This is a genomic window from Taishania pollutisoli (assembly GCF_014518315.1).
Lineage (GTDB): Bacteria > Bacteroidota > Bacteroidia > Flavobacteriales_D > Crocinitomicaceae > Taishania > Taishania pollutisoli.
The window spans coordinates 49,134-68,218 of the sequence record NZ_JACVEL010000013.1 but is presented as its reverse complement, the minus strand read 5'-3'; the positions used below and the strand labels follow the sequence as shown (position 1 = coordinate 68,218).

15 protein-coding genes are annotated in these 19,085 nt (G+C 41.3%); 9 read left to right on the top strand and 6 right to left on the bottom strand.

Features of this window, described 5'->3' with window-relative positions:
• Window positions 1-99 precede the first annotated feature (99 nt).
• Both H9Y05_RS14585 and H9Y05_RS14580 read right to left on the bottom strand, forming a co-directional pair.
• A complete protein-coding gene (locus H9Y05_RS14585; RefSeq protein WP_216714706.1) occupies window positions 100-2,361 on the bottom strand; it encodes a T9SS type A sorting domain-containing protein in 2,262 nt (753 codons plus the stop codon).
• A gap of 73 nt (window positions 2,362-2,434) precedes the next feature.
• Entirely contained in the window at window positions 2,435-3,070 is a 636-nt protein-coding gene (locus tag H9Y05_RS14580) for an NAD(P)H-dependent oxidoreductase (RefSeq protein ID WP_216714705.1), read from the bottom strand.
• Window positions 3,071-3,342: 272 nt separating this feature from the next.
• Here H9Y05_RS14580 and H9Y05_RS14575 point away from each other — a divergent pair, with 272 nt between their 5' ends.
• A complete protein-coding gene (locus H9Y05_RS14575) occupies window positions 3,343-5,493 on the top strand; it encodes an OmpA family protein (protein WP_163489958.1) in 2,151 nt (716 codons plus the stop codon).
• 148 nt (window positions 5,494-5,641) lie between these two features.
• Complete coding sequence (locus tag H9Y05_RS14570; RefSeq protein WP_216714704.1) at window positions 5,642-6,904, top strand: MDR family MFS transporter; 1,263 nt, start codon at window positions 5,642-5,644, stop codon at window positions 6,902-6,904.
• A gap of 29 nt (window positions 6,905-6,933) precedes the next feature.
• Here H9Y05_RS14570 and H9Y05_RS14565 read toward each other — a convergent pair whose 3' ends face one another.
• The 3 genes from H9Y05_RS14565 to H9Y05_RS14555 all read right to left on the bottom strand — a co-directional run bounded on the left by H9Y05_RS14565 (window position 6,934) and on the right by H9Y05_RS14555 (window position 10,349).
• On the bottom strand, window positions 6,934-7,917 hold the full coding sequence (locus H9Y05_RS14565; protein ID WP_216714703.1) for an SIMPL domain-containing protein: 984 nt from the start codon (window positions 7,915-7,917) through the stop codon (window positions 6,934-6,936).
• Between the two features lie 176 nt (window positions 7,918-8,093).
• On the bottom strand, window positions 8,094-9,779 hold the full coding sequence (locus tag H9Y05_RS14560; RefSeq protein ID WP_235992222.1) for a C45 family autoproteolytic acyltransferase/hydolase: 1,686 nt from the start codon (window positions 9,777-9,779) through the stop codon (window positions 8,094-8,096).
• 96 nt (window positions 9,780-9,875) lie between these two features.
• Entirely contained in the window at window positions 9,876-10,349 is a 474-nt protein-coding gene (locus H9Y05_RS14555; RefSeq protein WP_163489962.1) for an Lrp/AsnC family transcriptional regulator, read from the bottom strand.
• Between the two features lie 123 nt (window positions 10,350-10,472).
• On the opposite strand from H9Y05_RS14555, the gene H9Y05_RS14550 reads away from it, so the two are divergent.
• A complete protein-coding gene (locus tag H9Y05_RS14550) occupies window positions 10,473-11,729 on the top strand; it encodes a cystathionine gamma-synthase family protein (protein ID WP_216714702.1) in 1,257 nt (418 codons plus the stop codon).
• Between the two features lie 15 nt (window positions 11,730-11,744).
• Here the strand turns inward: H9Y05_RS14550 and H9Y05_RS14545 are convergent, their stop codons facing one another.
• Complete coding sequence (locus tag H9Y05_RS14545) at window positions 11,745-12,725, bottom strand: glycosyltransferase family 9 protein (RefSeq protein WP_216714701.1); 981 nt, start codon at window positions 12,723-12,725, stop codon at window positions 11,745-11,747.
• A 218-nt stretch (window positions 12,726-12,943) separates the two neighbouring features.
• Here H9Y05_RS14545 and H9Y05_RS14540 point away from each other — a divergent pair, with 218 nt between their 5' ends.
• The 6 genes from H9Y05_RS14540 (at window position 12,944) to H9Y05_RS14515 (ending at window position 19,007) form a co-directional block, all read left to right on the top strand.
• Entirely contained in the window at window positions 12,944-13,918 is a 975-nt protein-coding gene (locus tag H9Y05_RS14540) for a hypothetical protein (RefSeq protein ID WP_216714700.1), read from the top strand.
• 43 nt (window positions 13,919-13,961) lie between these two features.
• A complete protein-coding gene (locus H9Y05_RS14535) occupies window positions 13,962-16,118 on the top strand; it encodes a 3-coathanger stack domain-containing protein (protein ID WP_216714699.1) in 2,157 nt (718 codons plus the stop codon).
• A 664-nt stretch (window positions 16,119-16,782) separates the two neighbouring features.
• On the top strand, window positions 16,783-17,244 hold the full coding sequence (gene mraZ / locus H9Y05_RS14530; RefSeq protein WP_163489974.1) for a division/cell wall cluster transcriptional repressor MraZ: 462 nt from the start codon (window positions 16,783-16,785) through the stop codon (window positions 17,242-17,244).
• Window positions 17,228-18,160 carry a 16S rRNA (cytosine(1402)-N(4))-methyltransferase RsmH gene (rsmH, locus tag H9Y05_RS14525; protein WP_216714698.1) on the top strand — a complete coding sequence of 311 codons (933 nt, stop codon included), beginning with the start codon at window positions 17,228-17,230 and terminating at the stop codon, window positions 18,158-18,160. The genes mraZ and rsmH overlap by 17 nt, the downstream gene beginning before the upstream one ends.
• 67 nt (window positions 18,161-18,227) lie before the next feature.
• The gene (locus H9Y05_RS14520; protein WP_163489976.1) at window positions 18,228-18,575 is read left to right on the top strand and encodes a hypothetical protein; all 348 of its coding nucleotides are present in this window, start codon (window positions 18,228-18,230) and stop codon (window positions 18,573-18,575) included.
• A gap of 12 nt (window positions 18,576-18,587) precedes the next feature.
• Window positions 18,588-19,007 (top strand): FtsL-like putative cell division protein, encoded by a 420-nt coding sequence (locus H9Y05_RS14515; RefSeq protein WP_163489977.1) that lies wholly within the window; start codon window positions 18,588-18,590, stop codon window positions 19,005-19,007.
• The last annotated feature ends 78 nt before the right edge of the window (window positions 19,008-19,085 follow it).

Genomic DNA, 19,085 nt, shown 5'->3' with positions numbered 1-19,085 from the left:
AGTTTAACAAATCAAGTACCAGTTAGTTGATTGCAAAATTAATGCCGATACACGTTGTAAATGCGAAATTACACTTTTTTCAGTTTGCCACGAGCGAAATTATTGTTTCACGATGCGATGCACGGATTTCCATTCACGTTTGTCGGAAAGTTCCAGCAAATACATTCCTGCTGTGTACGTTTGCAGATCAATTTCAGCTTTTTTGAATGCCCGGTGCTCTTCCAGTAATTGTCCGTCAATTGTATAAATTTTCAGGTGAAAGTACTGATGGCTGTCTGTTTCAATAATTAATTTGTCCGTTACCGGATTCGGGAAAATAGTAACAGCGATCGGTTGATCCGCCTGGTGTACCGCTATGGTACTGTTCGGGTCGACTTCAAAATGGTACAAACCACCCAGATCCTGTCCTGCAAACATATTCAGGTACCCGTCACCGTCAATATCCTCTACCCAGAAAGAAGAATACGCTTCCGCATTGATGTTCAAAAATTCGGCATCTTCCAGTTGAAAGGATTGTCCTGGTGCCAGATTCCCGTCAATTTCATTGTAATAGTGAAGTTTTCCGTCGATGGCCCCTAAAAACAAGAGTGTTGTATCATTTTTTCTAAAAAAATGAGGGGCCGTATAACCATCCGGGTTGTTCGGGTCCTGGATGTGGATCCCGCCCAAATCGGCAGTGATTAATTCAAAAGAAGGAGAGGTAATTGTTCCGGTATTTTGGTAATACAACAACTTCCCGGTACGGTTCCCGATAATTAAATCCATCAACCCGTCTTTGTTCAGGTCAAATAATTGCGGAAATGCATATCCCCCGACTTGTATCGTTGTGTTGGTGTTGTCTTTCATGTTGATAACCGGATTGACAAATGTGTTGCCGTTGTTTTGAAACAATACCAATGTTCCGTCTTCCTTTCCGATGATTAATTCTTCTTTCCCGTCGCCGTTGATGTCTCCGAACGTCGGAACCATCCGCAATCCGTAATTGAGTTGATTTAGATTCAACCAGTTGTAATCCACAAAGGTGTAAGCCGGATTAGTTGCGGTTCCTGTATTCTTGTACCAGGCAATGGTTCCTTCTTTTACCGATTCGGTTTTGAAACGATACAGATTGGAAACAACCAGGTCTTTCAGTCCGTCATTGTCCACATCGTATACAATCGGGATGGATCCTTTCCCGTGCTCAATCATTTGATTTTGAAGGAAATCATTTTGCTGATAAACAAATGTCGGATTGTTGGTTGCTCCGATATTTTTGTAAAACAATACACTGGTCTCATTTTGAGAAACATTTTTTGCATTTGCTCCGACAATCAGGTCATTGATTCCGTCAAAATCGACATCGAGGTAAAAGGGTGCGGGGAATAAATAGATGGATGCCGGGAGTGTATTGCTGGGAAATGAAATATCTGCGCTGATCATCGGGGAGTCCGTATTTGGAGCCGTTCCGCCGTTGATGAGTAAAACCAGGTTGTTGAAAGCTACGTCCCCCAGGATCAGGTCCATTACACCCGAATTGTTATAATCCAGTGCGAGCACTGTTGATCCGGCATGTCGTGAAGATTCGGATTTTTCTTCATTGCTCTCAACGGGTTTAACCGGTAGTTCCGGGTTGGGCAGGTTTCCTCCGTTACAGGGAAAATTAGGGTCATTTAACAGCACCGAATTATTATTGGCATTCTCTGAAAATTTTCCCCAGCATTCATTAGCCAGCACAAATTCAAGTGAGTCGGGAATCCCATAATGTTCCATACTCATATTTTTGTGGTATTCCAGGTGTTGTCCTCCCTGGTGGAAAGTCAACACATCGATGTCTCCGTCGAAATCAACATCTACAATTGCAGGGATATCGCTGGAGGCAACATACAGGTTGGTATTGAATCCGTTGTAATCGGAATAAACGATGGGTTTAAAAAGTTCCCATTGCAATCCGTCGGTACTGTTTCCGACATTCCTGTATACTTTTAACCCGCCGATGCTATAGGTAAACAAGTCGTGCTTTCCGTCGTTGTCAAAATCAACCATTGTCGCACGATAGAGCAGATCTTCGGGAAAATAGGCTGCTGCGTTGTACACAAAACTCCATTGGCGGACCCCGTTAACCACTTCCTGAGTGAATACACGGATGTTATTGGAGCTCCGATCAAATACAAACAAGTCTTGATCGCCGTCAAAGTCAACGTCAAAAGTTGAGAATTGGGCATAATCCAAACCTCCTGCCCATGCGTTTTTCAGTGGTGTTCCGTTTTTCCGCACTTCAATAGAATTGTTGTATTCAAAGCTGAGCTGCGCACTTGCTTCCGGATGAACCAAAGTCACTGAGAGAAAAAACAGGACCCATTTCGAACGGCGATTATTGATCATATGTGTTGGGTTTCGAATGATGTATATTTTCTGATACTATAAACGTATTGTCCATTTGTTTCGTTGCGAACCACTAATAAATTTCAAACAACTCTTCTGCGGGCTTCCGCACTTTTTTCCAGTGTTGGGTCACGTCGTCCTGGTGTCTGTATCCAATTGGGACGACAATGGTAGAAGTCAGCCCTTTTTCCTCCAGATTTAAAATAGCGTCGTAACCTTTCACATCAAATCCTTCAATCGGAGTTGCATCCACTTTTAGCTGCGCGCAGATGTCAACCAGTACGCCGAGTGTGATATAGGCTTGTTTCTGTGCCCACGTTGTTTTTTGTTCTGTGGTTTGATTATTCATAATGCGCTTGAGAAAATCGGAATAGCCGGACAGCTGTTCAAGCGGTAAATCCCTGGTTACTGCCGTATTCTGCATGTATTGATCAATTTCGTCGGATTGAATGTCTCTGTAGGAGGCAATCACGATCAAATGCGACGCATCTGTAATCGATTGCTGATTGTATGAATAATTCAACAATTGCTTCCGAATCTCCTGGTTCTTAATCAGGAGAAATTTTAAGGGTTGCAAACCATACGAAGTGGGGGTAAGCCGGAGTGCTTCTTTGATCAGGTCAATCGTCTGATCCGGTATAACCCGCGTCTGGTCGTACCGTTTGGTCGCATATCGCCAGTTTAAATGATGTATAATTGAATGATTCATTGCGATTGTTTTTTACAAAATTAAAAAAAACCAGTCATTGCTGTTAAATTTTAATTTTACATTTCTGCGCATAATTTCAATTTATTGCATTGAAAATCAATTTATTAATTCTTATTGATTCATTTTTTAACACATAAAATCCTCAAAATGTTATTTTTTGTAATTTTTAAATGCTACATTTACCCACATTTTGGATTAATTTTACCTACTTTTCGTAAAGTTAGTCTGGGTTTATACTTAGCTATACGATTACTATGTTGAAACAGAATTCTATGAAGAATAAAATTATCATTACTGCATTTCTTGCAGGTTTTTCTGCAGTCTCGATGGCTCAGAGCAAACACGTGGTAGAGGCTGAAAAAATGTATGCAAGCCAAAACTTTTGTGAAGCTGCTGATAAATGCGCGTTGGCCTATTCCAAATTGACCAGAAAAGGAAAAACTGCGAAGAAAACCAAAGCTGATATGGCTTTTAAAACGGCGGAAAGCTACCGTTTGACAGAGCGTTTCAGAGAAGCTACCGAGTGGTATGAGCGGGCAATTTTGTTGGAATATTACAATGTAAATCCATTGGTGTATTTCTACAATGCTGAAATGTACAGAGTATTAAACGAGAAAGACAAAGCACAAAGAAATTATCAGGAATACAAGAAATTAGTTCCCGGAGACGGAAGAGCTGATATCGGACTGGAGTCTTTGAGCAAATCAGATACATATGTCAATACGCTGTCTACAAAATTGAAAGTAGACAACGAGCAACGTATCAATACCAAATCATTTGATATGGCTCCGATGTTCGGAGACAGGAAAGAGATGGTGATGTACTTCGGTTCAAGTAGAGAAAACAGTACAGGAACAGATAAGGATCCGCGTACATGTGAAAACTATATGGATTTGTGGGTTGCCGAAATGGATAAGAACGGAAACTGGAAAGCACCTGTTCTGATTGACGGAGAAGGAATCAATACGGAAGATAACGAAGGAACTGTTGCGTTTGACGGACGTGGAAAAACAATGTTCTTTACACGTTGTCCGAATGTGAAAAAGCAAAACTTAGGGTGTGAAATCTGGGTTTCCGAATCAAAAGGAAAAAACAAATGGGGAACACCTAAGAAATTAGAGTTGAAACCACATGATTCATTAACTGTCGGGCATCCATGTGTTTCTGAAGACGGACGATTCCTGATCTTCGCCTCTGATCTTCCGGGAGGATTCGGTGGATTGGACTTGTGGGCAACAACTTACGAGCGTAAATCTGATTCATGGACAACACCGGTTAACCTGGGACCTGAGATCAATACTTCCGGGAATGATGCGTTCCCTACGTTTGCAAAAAATGGTGACTTATTCTATGCAACGGACGGAAAGCCGGGAATCGGAGGATTGGATATTTTCCGTGCAGCGAAACAAGGAGAAGAGAACAAATGGTCGAATCCGGTAAACATGGGATCACCGATCAACTCTTCTAACAATGATTATGCATTGGTAGAGCACACGGATAGAACAGGATATTTTACTTCTGAGCGCAAAAGCCAGAACGGAGAGAATAAGCCGGATATTTATAAGTATGAAATCCCTCCATATGTATTCGACTTGAAAGTGATTGTTACGGACTTGAACGAAAAGAACGTGAAAATTGCAGATGCGAAAGTCGTTGTTACAGACAACAATGGTGGAACATGGGAAGGATATACCAACAAGCAGGGAACTGTATTTTGGGACAAGAAACCAACTGGTGACCGATACATCAACGAAGAAGGATCATATACCATCTCTGTTTCCAAAGACGGATATCACGATGCGCAAGGTTCACGTATTACAACTGTAGGATTGAAGTACGATCAAAACTTTGTTGTTGACCTGGCATTACTTCCTAAGAAACCAATCCGTTTACCGGAAGTACGTTATCCGTTGGCAAAATGGGATTTGTTGGTCGACTCGACAATCAATTCGAAGGATTCCCTGAATTTTGTGTATGACTTGTTGACGGAATACCCTGGAATGATCCTGGAGTTGAGCTCACACACTGACTCCCGTGGTAGTACAACATCCAACCAGGTGCTTTCTGAAAACCGTGCACATAAGTGTTATGAATACCTGGTGAAAGAAAAAGGAATTGATCCGCGAAGAATTGTTCCGGTAGGAAAAGGAGAAAACGATCCGAGAGTAGTTTACAGAAAAGGAGACGACTATGCTGTTACTCTTCCGAGAGATGAAGAAGGAAATCCATTGGAAGGATGGACGGAAGCAACGTTGACGGAAAAGTTGATCAACTCTTACCAGAAGACAAACAAAGCGTTATTTGACAAACTGCACCAATGGAACCGCCGTACGGAAGGAAAAGTATTGAGTCTTGACTTCAATGCAGAAACCGCTCCGGCTGCTCCGGCAAGCTATTTAGAATTCAAAAAAGTACCGAGATAGTACTTTACTGATGATAAAACCCTGAAGGGCTTGCACATTGTTGCAAGCCCTTTTTTATTTAACAATCGTATAAACTTTAAATCTTTAAATGGTCGTATCTTTGCGGCGCTAAACCGGTCATGCTATACCATTAAAATAGCAGTTTGATATGAAATCTCTTTTAGAACGGTATGTAAATTCGTATGCGGGGTTGTCCAAAGAGTCCTGGATGCTTTCTATTGTTATGCTGATCAACCGCTCAGGAGCAATGGTCATTCCGTTCCTGGGAATTTACCTGCACAAAGAATTAGACTTTTCGATTGCCGATTCAGGAATATGCCTGAGTTTTTACGGAATCGGATCGCTCGCAGGGTCCTGGTTCGGAGGTTGGTTGTGCGATAAAATAGGGAATTTCAAGGTGCAGGTGATCAGCTTGCTTTTGTGTGCTCCGCTGCATTTCATTACACCGGAATTTAAATCATTCTACGCGATTTGCGTGTTGTTATTTGTGTTGGGCATCATCTCTGAGATCTTTCGTCCAGCCAACTCGGTTGCTATTTCCAGGTATGCTAAAAAGGAAAATATCACACGTGCTTTTTCCCTGAACAGGATGGCGGTAAACCTGGGCTTTTCAATCGGTCCTGCCGTGGGTGGGATCTTATCGGCATATTCGTTTCATTTGTTGTTTTACATCAATGGGATTGCCTGCATCAGTGCTGCGATTGTATTCGTCTTGTTTTTCAGAAACAGGAAAGAGCGGAATGAGGTGGGCCATACGGAAGAACCGGCTGTCGGTACAATTGTTCGTTCTCCTTATACAGACAGTAAATTTTTGTTATTTACATTGTTTTGTGCTTTGTACGCAATCTCGTTCTTCCAGCTGCTCAATACCCTGCCGTTATTTTTGGGAAACGGAGCCGGATTGTCACAAAAAGAAGTGGGGCTGGCCCTTGGGTTCAGTGGATTGGTCATTGTGTTGCTGGAAATGCCACTTGTAGCCATTACGGAGCGGAACCTCACCATTGTCCAAATCATGGTGTGGGGAACCTTTGTGACCGGGTTGAGCTTTTTTCTCTATACAGTCAGTCATTCCGTCTTTGTGATCTATATCGCGATCTCACTCATGAGTATTGGTGAAATCCTCGTACTTCCGTTTATGTCAACGGTTACGGCATTACGCTCGGGTCCGGCCAATAAAGGTGCGTACATGGGAGTTAACGGTGTTTCCATGGGAATTGGATTAATCGTTTCCCCGTTTTTGGGAACAACCGTTGTCGCAGAGTTCGGTTATACAACGCTGTGGATGGGAACGTTTATCATCCTGTTGGTTACGGCTCTCGGGTACAAATATACCATTGCCCCGATGGAAGAGATCAGCGCGTATAAAAATGAACACCGGCAGCCACAGTACTCCGAAACAACGGAATTGTAGTCAATCATTGCATTGTGATTGTATGTAAATTACTCCAGGTTCAACACCTTGAGTTGACCGTCCGGTGTGATGACATGATACTGTTTTTTAGAAGCATCCGGTACTTTTCGGAGGTAACTTACAGTAACATACATGACGCATTGGATACCGACAACCGGTGTGTCTGCATTCATAATTTTATCAAAATCCGACGCGTTAATTTTGTTGAAATAATAAGACTTGGATTTTCGTTGCTCCTGCCTTAAAACAGGGGTATTCGACCGGTAGTAATCATTGATGTATGAAACATCAGAACTCTCGTATGCCTGGTAACTCAGGTACTGACCGGAAGGTTGGATGTGGTGAAAATCAATTGAAAGAACAGGAGTTTCTTCCCAATTGTCCTTGTCGAATGAGAGCAGTGCTTTTCGTTTATCGGAAATGATGCGTGCCTCTTTTAACATGGAAGCATAAATAGTGTCCAATTCAGAAGAGTGATAGTCGACCTTTACAATATTGTGGATATTGTACCGTGAAGCTACCTCCACTAACCGGTCAAACAGATGGATATCTTTTACCCGTAAAAGAATGTTCTTCTTGATTTCAAATCCGGTTTCTTCCTGCTGAATATTGATGACGTGTTGATGCTCTTCCTTGCTGGTTTGATAGTCGTAAACTTTCGTTTGTGATATGAAATCGACATAGATGTCTTCTTCTTTGATGCTCAACGCTTTTAATTCACGCTTAAAACCGGTAATCCGTTTGTTGATTTCTGCATTGCAGGCCTCTACGGATGCCGCTTCCTGATTGAGTCCTAACGTGATGGTGAAAGAAGTTGATTGAACCGTATTCAGGATATTGACATGAAAACTCATGGACGTTTTATCGATGATTACTTTGTTGTGCCGTCCGTCATTGTAGGATTGATTTGTGTTGTAATTTCCTTTGTAATTTCCATACAGTTGATTTCCTCCGATTTGTCCCATGGAAACGGAACAATGGATTAGACTAAAAAAGATAATTGCTGATTTCATTGCGTTTTAAATTAGAATATTCCTGCAAGAATATGCTGTATGCAATGAACAAACGGTGTAGAAGCATTTTCAACTGACTGTAAACCCGGAACGGTTATTTTACAGTTGTTTTACAATGGATGAATGACGATTGAAAATACGATTGAAAATGAAGGAACAGGTGTTTATGAAGTGGTTTACTTCCCGCAGTTTTCCATCAGTAATTGCAACTCCCGGTCTACTTGTTTGGATGCTGTTTTTTTCGTCAGTGCTTCCTTGAAATAAGTTGCTGCTTTTTCACACTGTCCTTTTTTGGAGAAATATTTTCCCAGCATTTCATATGTGACATACGACTCACTGTTTTGACGGATGAATGCTTCAATGTCTTGTTGTGAAAGAGTTAACGGCTTGTCAAACATCAGGTATTGACTGATTTTTTGCTTGGTTTGTTTGAATAAAAGAAAATCCTGATATGCCTGCGAATAAAGGAACGGATCTGCGGCAATACTGTCTGTTACGATGGCTTTCTTTGCTGCAAATGTTTTGTTGAGGTCATAACCGATAAATTTCCCCAACTGGAAATCATTGGTAGTGATGTAGAACATGCGTTCTGTGGGTTGCATTACAACACTGTGGTGTGCCAGTAATTGGTTGACCGCTCTCGGATTTCCCATTCCCAGTGTATCTCCGTTGGCTGCCTTTTGATTGCGGAGGATCGCAGCAACATCTGTTGGAGTAAACGGAGTAGCTTGCCGGTCAATCAATTCACGCACCCGGTCGTATCGAAATTTACTGTCGCTGTTCTGAATATTTTGAAGGTTCGCCGGGTCTTTTTCAAATGTCGTTGACTGGTAGTGATTCGAACAAATAAGATCGTCTCCTTTCATTTCGTAGACTCCTAATTTGGTCGGCGATTTTTCGATTAACACCGTTTTATTGTCATTGGCGGATCCGACCATCAGCGTTTCCGATACAAATGTTTCCCGTTTTTTTGCAATGGCAATTGCCTCATCGATGTTTTTTGCATATTGGAGGATCTCACGCGCCAGAATGGAAATAGGGGTTTTTGATCCCGTTGGGAGATCGGATTTGGAAGCATTAATAGTGACCGTTAATCCCTGTTCATTCATGCCGGATGCAACCCCTGTAAATCCTGCCCAGGAATAAGAGGTGAACTTGTATCCTGTTGAGGGATTGATAAACAAAATAATTTTTTCTCTTGCAAAATCATCGCCCACATAAAAATCAAAGTTTCTTCCGAGAATAAGGTGGTCTGTCGCAGATTTTGCTCCTTTCAATGCAAATGAAGTACATCCTACTACACTGTAATCATTCAGTGCGTGCCCCATATCGTGCGCGGCATGATACCCCAGTATGCGTGTATATTTCGGAGCGATGTAATCAAATTCATCTGAAAACGTGCGGGAAATTCCATAGATTTCCTGCTGATTTTCCAGTGAAATGTGATCAGGAATTTCATTGGTAAAAAATCCCATCATAATCTTCAGAAAATTCTGAAAAGCCCCTTTGGGTACAAACTGGTTGATTTGTCCTACAAAAATTTCCTCCTGACTTTGATTGAGTTCTTTGGCTAATTCCCCGTAGATTAATCCCCGTTCGTACGGCTCTCCTTCGATGTACATTTCCCAGATACCGAATTCATTTTTCTTTAGGTAATTGTTGCCCAGTACATAGTGATTTTCGCTTACTTTTTGCCGTTTTCCGATATGGATATCCGGAACCTCCGGAGGAGAAACCGTCGCCGAAAACAAGACATAGATAAAGACAATGAAAATAAAAGCAAAAACCAGTTCAAATGGAATAAATAGGAGTCGAAAGAGATATATAACGGCTTTTTTCACGGTGACAATTAATCGGTACAAAAATAACGATTATTCTCCCGGCAATGGAATGTTTAACGAAAAATTACAAAATCAGGTGGTAGGATCTACCTATTCATAATTCAATATTCAAAATCCTCAATACTCCTCCTTCAACGTCCGCATTACAAATGAACTCTGTACCGTTGCAATGTGCGGAATCACGGCCAGTTTTTCCTTTACAAATACTGCATAACTGTCCATATCACGGATGTTGATCTTGAGCAGGTAATCAAAATTACCTGCAATGTGGTAACAGTCCGTTACTTCAGCTAATTGCACGATCGCTTGTTCAAATTCATCCAGGTAGTCGGCAGCATGCGATTTTAACTGTACATTACACAATACGTGTAATGTAAATCCTTGCTTCTTTTTATCGATTACTGCTATGTAAGACCGGATTACACCCCGTTTTTCCATCCTTCGGATGCGTTCATAGGTAGGTGTCACGGTGAGTCCGACCTGGGCGGCAATTTCCTTTGTTCCCAGTTTTGCATTCTGTTTTAGTAATTCCAGAATTTTGTGATCTGTCTCATCTAACTGAAAATTGCCCGATAAAAATTCTTTTTCCATTGCTTTAAATAAGTATGAATAGTAAAAATAACTAAAAATATACATTTAATTAGTTAAATATTCTTTTATATTGAATAGATAGGTTGAATTATCTATATTTAATAAAAATAAAAGAAAATAAAGATGGATTATACAAAGATGCGTCCCGAAAGTTTGATGATGACCTACGGGTACAAACCGAAATTATCAGAAGGATCGTTAAAATGTCCGATTTTCCAAACGTCCACATTCGTGTTCAATTCGGCAATGGAAGGCAAGCGTTTCTTTGAAGTGGCTTACGGATTGAGTGAGGCGAGACAGGGAGAAGAGTTGGGGTTGATCTACAGCCGGTTGAATAATCCCGACCTGGAAATTTTAGAAAACCGCTTGTGTTTGTGGGATAAAGCAGAAGATTGTGCCATTTTTGAAAGTGGAATGTCTGCCATTGCAACAGCAATGATGGAATTCATGCAGCCGGGTGATTTATTGCTGTATTCCCGCCCTGTTTATGGAGGAACAGATCACTTTATCAACAACTTTTTGAAGAAGCTCAACATCGAATCAGTCGGGTTTAGTCCGGAGGATTCCAGGGAAGAGATCATTGAAAAAATCAATCAATCGGGGAGGGCAGACCGGTTGGCAATGATCCATATTGAAACACCAGCCAACCCAACGAATGCGCTGATCGATATTGAAATGTGTGCTGAAATCAAACGCACATTTTCTACTGCTGATAAAGAAGTGATTCTTTCCGTTGACAATACCTACATGGGGCCGATCTGGCAACATCCGTTGAAACACGGAGCTGATTTGGTATTGTATTCCGCGACGAAATACATCGGTGGTCATTCGGATGTGATTGCCGGAGCATGTTTGGGGAGCAAGGCACACATTGCGCGTGTAAAAGGGCTGCGTACATTCATGGGGAATATGGCGGCACCATTCACCGGGTGGATGCTGATGCGAAGCCTCGAAACATTGAAGGTGCGAATGGAACAACAGGCGCGAAATGCGGTTGAAGTAGCCCGCTACCTGAGAAATCACCCGAAAGTGGAAAAAGTATATTTCCTTGGTTTTATCGGAGAAACAGGAACCGAACGGGAAAAAGAAATTTACAGAAAACAATACCTTTCCAGCGGAGCAATGATTGCTTTTGACGTAAAAGGAGGGGAAAAAGAAGCATTCGCGTTCCTGGACAACCTGCAGTTGATCAAACTGGCGGTAAGCCTGGGAGGAACGGAAAGCCTGGCAGAACATCCGTACTCAATGACACATGCAGATGTTCCGCAGGACATTAAAAACGCCATGTCCATAACCGAAAAATTAATCCGGGTTTCAGTTGGAGTGGAATACTACGAAGATATTATCTCCGATATGCGACAGGCATTGGATAAATTATAACAATTACTATACGGCTTATGAAAGATGCGGGGAAATGGTGGCTAAATCAATTTCCCCGCATTTAAAATGTCCTTGCGGGCATGCCCTGTGTCCGTGTAAGCCACACGGGCGACAATCCAGTCCCTGAACTTCAAGAATTACACGATCTTCAGACAACGGACCGAAACCAAATTCAGGTACAGTTGAACAAAAGAATGCAGTTACAGGAGCATTCATTGCGGAAGCAATGTGCAACGGCCCCGAATCATTGACAAAATTGCGGATAGCATCTCTCATCAGTGCTGCAGAATCGAGGAGGCTTAACTGACCTGCCAGATTCACCACATTGTATTGCTGTGATGCTTCTTTGATGCGTTCGCATAATGCATGGTCTCCGGGCGCACCAATCAGGTAAATCGTGTGTGTTGCCCCCAGTCGATGAATCAATTCAATCCATTTGTGTTCGGGCAATTGTTTGGTAAACCAGACCGAAGCGGGTGCAAGGCAGTAATACTGGTTTGATTTGAAAGGACGGGTCTTTTTCCATGCACTGTCAGAAGGGTGTAACTCAGGGCGGACAAGTGATCGTGCGCCGAATTCTTTTAATAATTGAAGGTTGCGGGCTACTTCGTGTGTTCCGTTCCCGATTTCATGCTCAAACCGTTTGGTAAAGGCAAATGAAAAGGGATTTTTCCGGAACCCGTATTTCTTTTTGGCTCCCGACAGCAGCGTTAAAATTCCTGAACTTCCAAACCGGTGGAAATTAAAAACAATGTCGTAATGGCGTGTGCTGAAGATCTTTCTCAACCGAAAAATTTCTTTGAACTTTCCATTTGCTTTGTCAAAGACAATTACCTGGTTGATCTTCGGATTGTTTTCCAGCAGTGATTCATTTCCTTTCTTCACTACCACATCTATTTCTGAATCGGAAAATAAACGCTTTGCTTCCGCAATAGCTGCGGTTGCCAGGATCACATCCCCTAAAAATGCGGTTTGAATAAACAGAATGCGTTTCACCAATGATTGTATCTGCCACAAATATACAGGAAATAAAATTCGGGCGGAATTTCTCCTGAAAAACAAAAACAGGAAGCAGTATGTGTTTTCACGGCTATACAGAAAACTGGTGCACTTATATAGTTAAACGAATTACATATACAAACCAGCTTGTACATGAAAGTAGATGACACGACTTTTGAATGAAAAATGAATTACTATTTAAAATTACAACCTTTATGCGATTTCAGTTAACGTTTGGTTTGCTGTTGCTATGTGCGACAGAAGCCACTTCTCAAACCCTTTATGTACCAGGATCTACTTCAGGTATTGGAGTATCATCTAATGCCAATGTCGGAATTGGTGTATCTTCTCCCGCTGAAAAATTACATATCAACGGAGCCGTCCGTGGAAATGCCGGCGGAGGTGCATTGCGAATCAATTCCGGAAACGGATACATAGATGTCGGTGCTCAAAATACTCTGTGGGGACACATCTATACGGACAGACCTGGTTTTGTATTTAACAAGCCGGTACAAGTAATCGGAGGTGTCTTTGCAGGATTTGGGTCTTCTGATTTATCACTTCAGACAGGAGGAGTAAACAGAATTACAATTAGTGGAAGTACCGGTGTGATCACTACCTTCAGTGATGTCGTAACTGAAGGTGCGATTAAAGTAAAAAAAGGAAATAACCGTTGGATTTCATTAGGGGATGGAAGTACCGTCAGTAACTTCAGAATAAGTGCCAATGAAGACATTGGTAATGTATATGCAGATTTTAGAAGTAATCTTTATTTTAGAAATTGGGATAATGTAAGTTGGTCACCACTCGTTATTGAATCAAGTGGAAATGTTGGAATCGGATTTTATACAGGCTACACTTCTGGTAAGCAGCATACACAAGGGTACCGACTGGCAGTAAACGGAGGAATATTGTGTGAAGAAGTGAAAGTAATCGTAGATGTACCGAACAGTGATTTTGTATTTGAAGAAGATTACGAATTGATGTCACTCGATGCGGTAGAAAACTATGTAAAAACACACAAGCACCTTCCGGAAGTTCCAAGTGCACAGGAATTTAAAGAGAACGGATACACCATTGGTCAGATGGATGATCTCTTATTGCGTAAAGTAGAGCAATTGACACTGTATGTGATTGAGCAGAACAAAAAAATAGCTGCTCTTGAACAGCAGTTGAGAGAAAAAGAATAGATGTAAAACGAGATTTGGTTTTCACTTTTTAATTTTTACGATTATGATACAACATACATATAGAAAAATACTCGCTTTGTTCCTGCTTTGTTTATATCTGGGAGTAGAAGCCCATGCCCAACTGAATATTCCACCGGATTATTATTACCAACAAAAATATTGGATGACCAGAAAACGTCTCAAAGAGAATTTTTTGCATGTGGGAAATGAACCCGGAGATATGATTCCGGCAGGAGAATATAATAAATATCACCCGGAAGCCCGTTATCTGTATCATGGCGATGGGCTTATAAAGCTAGGCTGGTATATGGCGGTGCTGGCAACAGAATATCACTTGTTGGTTGCCAATAATCAGCCAACAGAAGGAACATTGGAAGAGATTTATTATGCCTTACAAACGGTAGATCGATTAGATGCAGTAAGTGGTCCCATGTTTTCCTGGTACAATTACCCCAATGGTTATTTGCCGAAGGATATTAAACGTTGGGAGGATACGGAGACCAGTAATGATCCTTATACGCTAGGTTATCAACAAATCACAGAGCTATTGTATGACCCGGTCAACAAAAAATACTTACCTGCCAGTAATACGTTGGATGGTTTTCTGGTGCGGGATGATGTCCCATGCGAATATTTCAGTAAATTGAAAGATGTTGATTGCATTCGTAGTTCTTCAGGTTGTTACTCAACATTATATGACGATCCGGCCGGCTGGACACGTAGAGAGTATTATGGTGCAGAAGAAAGTCAGGATCAATTGGTTTTCTTATTTATGGGCCTTAAATGCATTCATCATTTTATCCCGGCCTCTGTTACCTACAATGGTTTAAATCTTAACAATCGTGCGCAAACACAATTGAGCAGGATTCTCGGATATGCCGCATCCGGCTCAAATGGGACTCAACTTCCCTATACCATTGCCAACCCTCATTTGAGTGGGGCCCCGAAAGTGGCCAGAGGGGCCGATATGAGTATATATGCCTATCCATTTGCTGTGTTGGGAAACACAGTCGTACACGGTAAAAATTTCCATGGAGATCCTATTGTCCAACCAATCCACAATACAGCCGCCCCTACATTTTTCACCTTACCGGAAGGGGGAGCTTATCAGGCATTTAATGCCAGCTTTTTTCTGGTTTCAAATTTCACTGCACCCAATAAAAACTATCAGGATAATGACACAAAAGAAGCTGCATTGGTTGCAATCAGTAATATGTACGCCCGAACCTTAACAGGGAAAAACAATTCGTTGTTAGAACTTTCGACCTTATGCCATAACTCTAATGTACGCTGGCCTATATACACACTTTTAAATAATGCTCTTTTTCCGGATAATTCAGCGTTTAATACCTTTCTTGTAGGACAAAAAGACGATGTTGAAAGCATGTTGAACTCATACCCCTGTGAAGGAAGCTATAATTATGGAGTATCAAATTATGCAGTCAATTGGAATGGGTGGAATCGTTTTTTTGTCTATGCTAATCATGTGAATAGTCCTGATATGAATGATGCTTTCGATAAATTTCATGGTCACAGAGCAGGGCTGGATTATATGCTACTTTACAATTTGTATAAAATCAACTTTATGCAGGATGGAAATCAGGTTTCCTATCAGTCTATTGAGAATTTGAATATTCCGCAAGGAAGTTACTATCCTTTTTTGGGATTGGGAAGCGTAGCGAACCCGTTAAGGCAGTTTGCGGAAAAAATCGAGTCTTCAGCGGTTTTAAATAACGTAAGTGGAAATACCACTACCGCAAATGTAAGCTACCATGCATTGAGTGAAATAAACCTTAAACCCGATTTTCATGTGAAGCCAGGTGCATTATTTCATGCAAAAATGACGACAGGTAGTGAATGTGATCAATACGGATATAAAAGTACAGTAATTTCATTAGAAGATGAAGTGCAGACGGGTTCGACGTCAATAGAAACAGTAGAAATAGATGAGGATTTACAGATTTTCCCGAATCCGTCAAAAGAACAAGTGTATCTAAAACTGAATCAATCGGTTGAAAATGCCACACTGCAAGTGTATTCATATACCGGACAGTTAATGGAGACACATCTCAATATCACAATCCGAAAAGGCGAAAATTATGCTTTTGAAATAGGTCATCTGTCACCGGGAACGTATACTTGCCGGCTGATACTAACAAACTCACAAATTTCCTATTATGGAAAACTTGCGAAAATGTAATTGAGGTATACCAGACTGCTTCTGAAAACAAACCCCGGGAATTTGTTTATTAATTCCCGGGGTTTTATTGCTATTTTTCTCATTAAATAGCGCTTATTAGATCTCTTTAGTCACAGAATAATCGGTTGTTTGAAGGAGTGGCTGATAAACACCTGCGGGAAGTTTGGAACAATTGATCCGGATAAAATCAGTGGCTGAATAGTTGCGGGAAATCTACCACTCCCAGGGATACAATTACCTCTATGAACTCTGGTTGGAGGAAGTCAAAAATGGTGTTGGGAAGCGATTGTTCATTTAGTGAAATTACTTCTTGTTGCGGGTATGAATTTGTTCAACGTTTCATACAAGCATTCAAACGGAAATTTGGTGTGCCTTCTGTGATATTTCGAAATAAAACCAGGGTGTTACAGTGGTGTAATGAAATAATTATCCGGCAAGCGGTCCTATAAATGGCCGCTTTTTTTGTGTGTAAAAAGAAATCGTTTTTCAACAATTACCACTTTTTACCACTAATTTAAAAACTTACTAAATCCTTTATTTTTCAATATTTTTTTGATAATTCAATGAAACTTTTATTCCATTGTTACGTTAATAGTTATCAACAATTACTATTTTGGTGGTAAAAAGTGGTAAATAGTCATTATTTTTACCCATTATTTGCATCATGGCAGGATTAGTAGGAGAATATGAAGTGAAGTTGGACGCCAAAGGGCGTTTCTTGTTTCCGGCAGGTTTACGGAAGCAGCTTCCTCCTGTATCCCCAAATGATTTCATGCTGAACAAAGGATTTGAAGACTGTCTTACGTTGTATCCGCTCGTGGAGTGGGAGAGAATCAGTGAGAAGCTGTCGAAAATGAACTTGTTTAAGCCGAAAAACCGAATGTTTTACCGTTTGTTTCACCAGGGAGCAAAACAAGTTTCTCTGGACAATGCTGGAAGGGTGTTAATTCCTTCAACGCATGTGGAACGGGTGGGAATCAAACAGGACGTTATGCTCATTGCATACAATGACCGCATTGAAATCTGGGATAAAGCTAAATACTTCGCTCTTATTGAAGAGAACATGGTGGACTTCGCTGATTTGGCGGATGAAGTAATGGGAGATTTAAATGACGGAATCGAATAAAATATACCATGTCCCGGTAATGCTTGCCGAATGTTTGGAGGGGTTGAATATCAATCCTGACGGAGTGTACGTTGATGTGACATTTGGCGGTGGAGGACATTCCCGTGCTATTTTTGAGCAATTGAGTCCCAAAGGAAAATTGGTCGTGTTTGACCAGGATCCGGATGCGAAAAACAATGCATGGGAAGCCCCTAATTTTCATTTCGTAGCGGCTAATTTCGCATTTCTTCAAAATCATTTACGCCTGTTAGGAATCAAAGAGGTGGATGGTATTCTTGCTGATCTGGGGGTTTCGTCTCACCAGTTTGACGAGGAAGACCGTGGTTTTTCCATTCGTGGAAATGCACCGTTGGATATGCGGATGAACCAAAATGGGGAGTTGACGGCAGAGAGGATTGTAAACGAATACGAAGAAGGGGAGTTGATTCGTATTTTTCGCAATTACGGCGAATTGAAAAACGCCCGTAACGTTGCGCAGACAATTGTCTCCAAAAGAGAGTCAAATTCTATCAAGACGACACAGGATTTGATGACAGCCCTTGAGAAGTGTGCGCCGAAATTCAAAGACCATAAGTTTTTTGCACAGGTATTCCAGGCGATTCGTATTGAGGTGAACCAGGAAATGGATGTGCTGGAACGTTTTTTAACACAAACGGCAAATGTATTGAAGCCAGGAGGAAGACTGGTGGTGATGTCTTATCATTCTTTGGAAGACCGGTTGGTGAAAAATTACATGAAACGCGGAAACCTGGAAGGAGAGATTGAAAAGGATTTCTTCGGAAATGTGCTTAAACCGTTTGATGAGGTCGTGCGCCACCCGATTGTTCCGACGGAAGAAGAGTGTGAACGAAACTCACGTGCACGAAGTGCAAAGTTGAGAATCGCACTTCGGAAAGAGCAGCACGTAAAAAAGTGAGCGGCCTCGTGTGGCTGAACGAAAGGAAAGCGACAAAAGACAGAAGAAACAACTAAAAACAAGAACAATGAAAAACGTACAACTATTAGTGCTTACAGCCATTGCAATGATAGCAATCGGTTTTTCAGATGTGAAAGCTCAGAATACGGAACCGAACACGGTTATTATACAGGTGTTTGGGGAGATGAAAAACACAGATGTAGCCTTCTCACTGCTGGTGACTCCTCCGGATGGAAGCAATACCTACGAGGTGCCGATGGAAACACGGACCTTGAAAAACAGGAAAGAAGTAGCAATCGCGAATACGAAAATCGTTCAGTTGGAAATCAATAAATGGAAAAAAGAAGGGTTTGTGATTGACGGAATTTCAACCATCGGCGGACCGGACTTTTTATACGTTGTGCTGTCAAAGTAGTTATTGCGGGAAATGGACAATGAATTTGTAAAAAAGCCGGAACCGGAAGTGGTGAAAGAAAAACCACGGAAAGCCACGAAGAAAAAGGCAACAGCCGAACGTGGAAAAACCTCCCGTGCTCTGACGCAAATTCTGAACGGGGATTTTTTAACAAAAGAATTTGTACTGAACAACCTCAATTTTATCTTCTTTCTGATCTTCCTCTTGTTGCTGATTGTGGGAAAAGGATATTACGGAAAGCAGTTGTCAAAAGATGTGGAGACGACGCAAAAAGAACTGGATGAAGTGATGGCGGAATATGTGGAAGCAAAAGCAAAACTGGAAGAAGATACACGCCGCCAGGTGCTGGTGGAAAAATTAGAAAGCAGAGGGTTGAAGGAAACGGTAAACCCGACAAAAGTGATACGAATTAAAGAGAAAAAACAAAGATAGATAGGAATTTTTCCTATCGATAAAGATAAAGTAAGTAAAACAAAAAAACAAAGTCCCGGGACGACCGATAAAACAAGG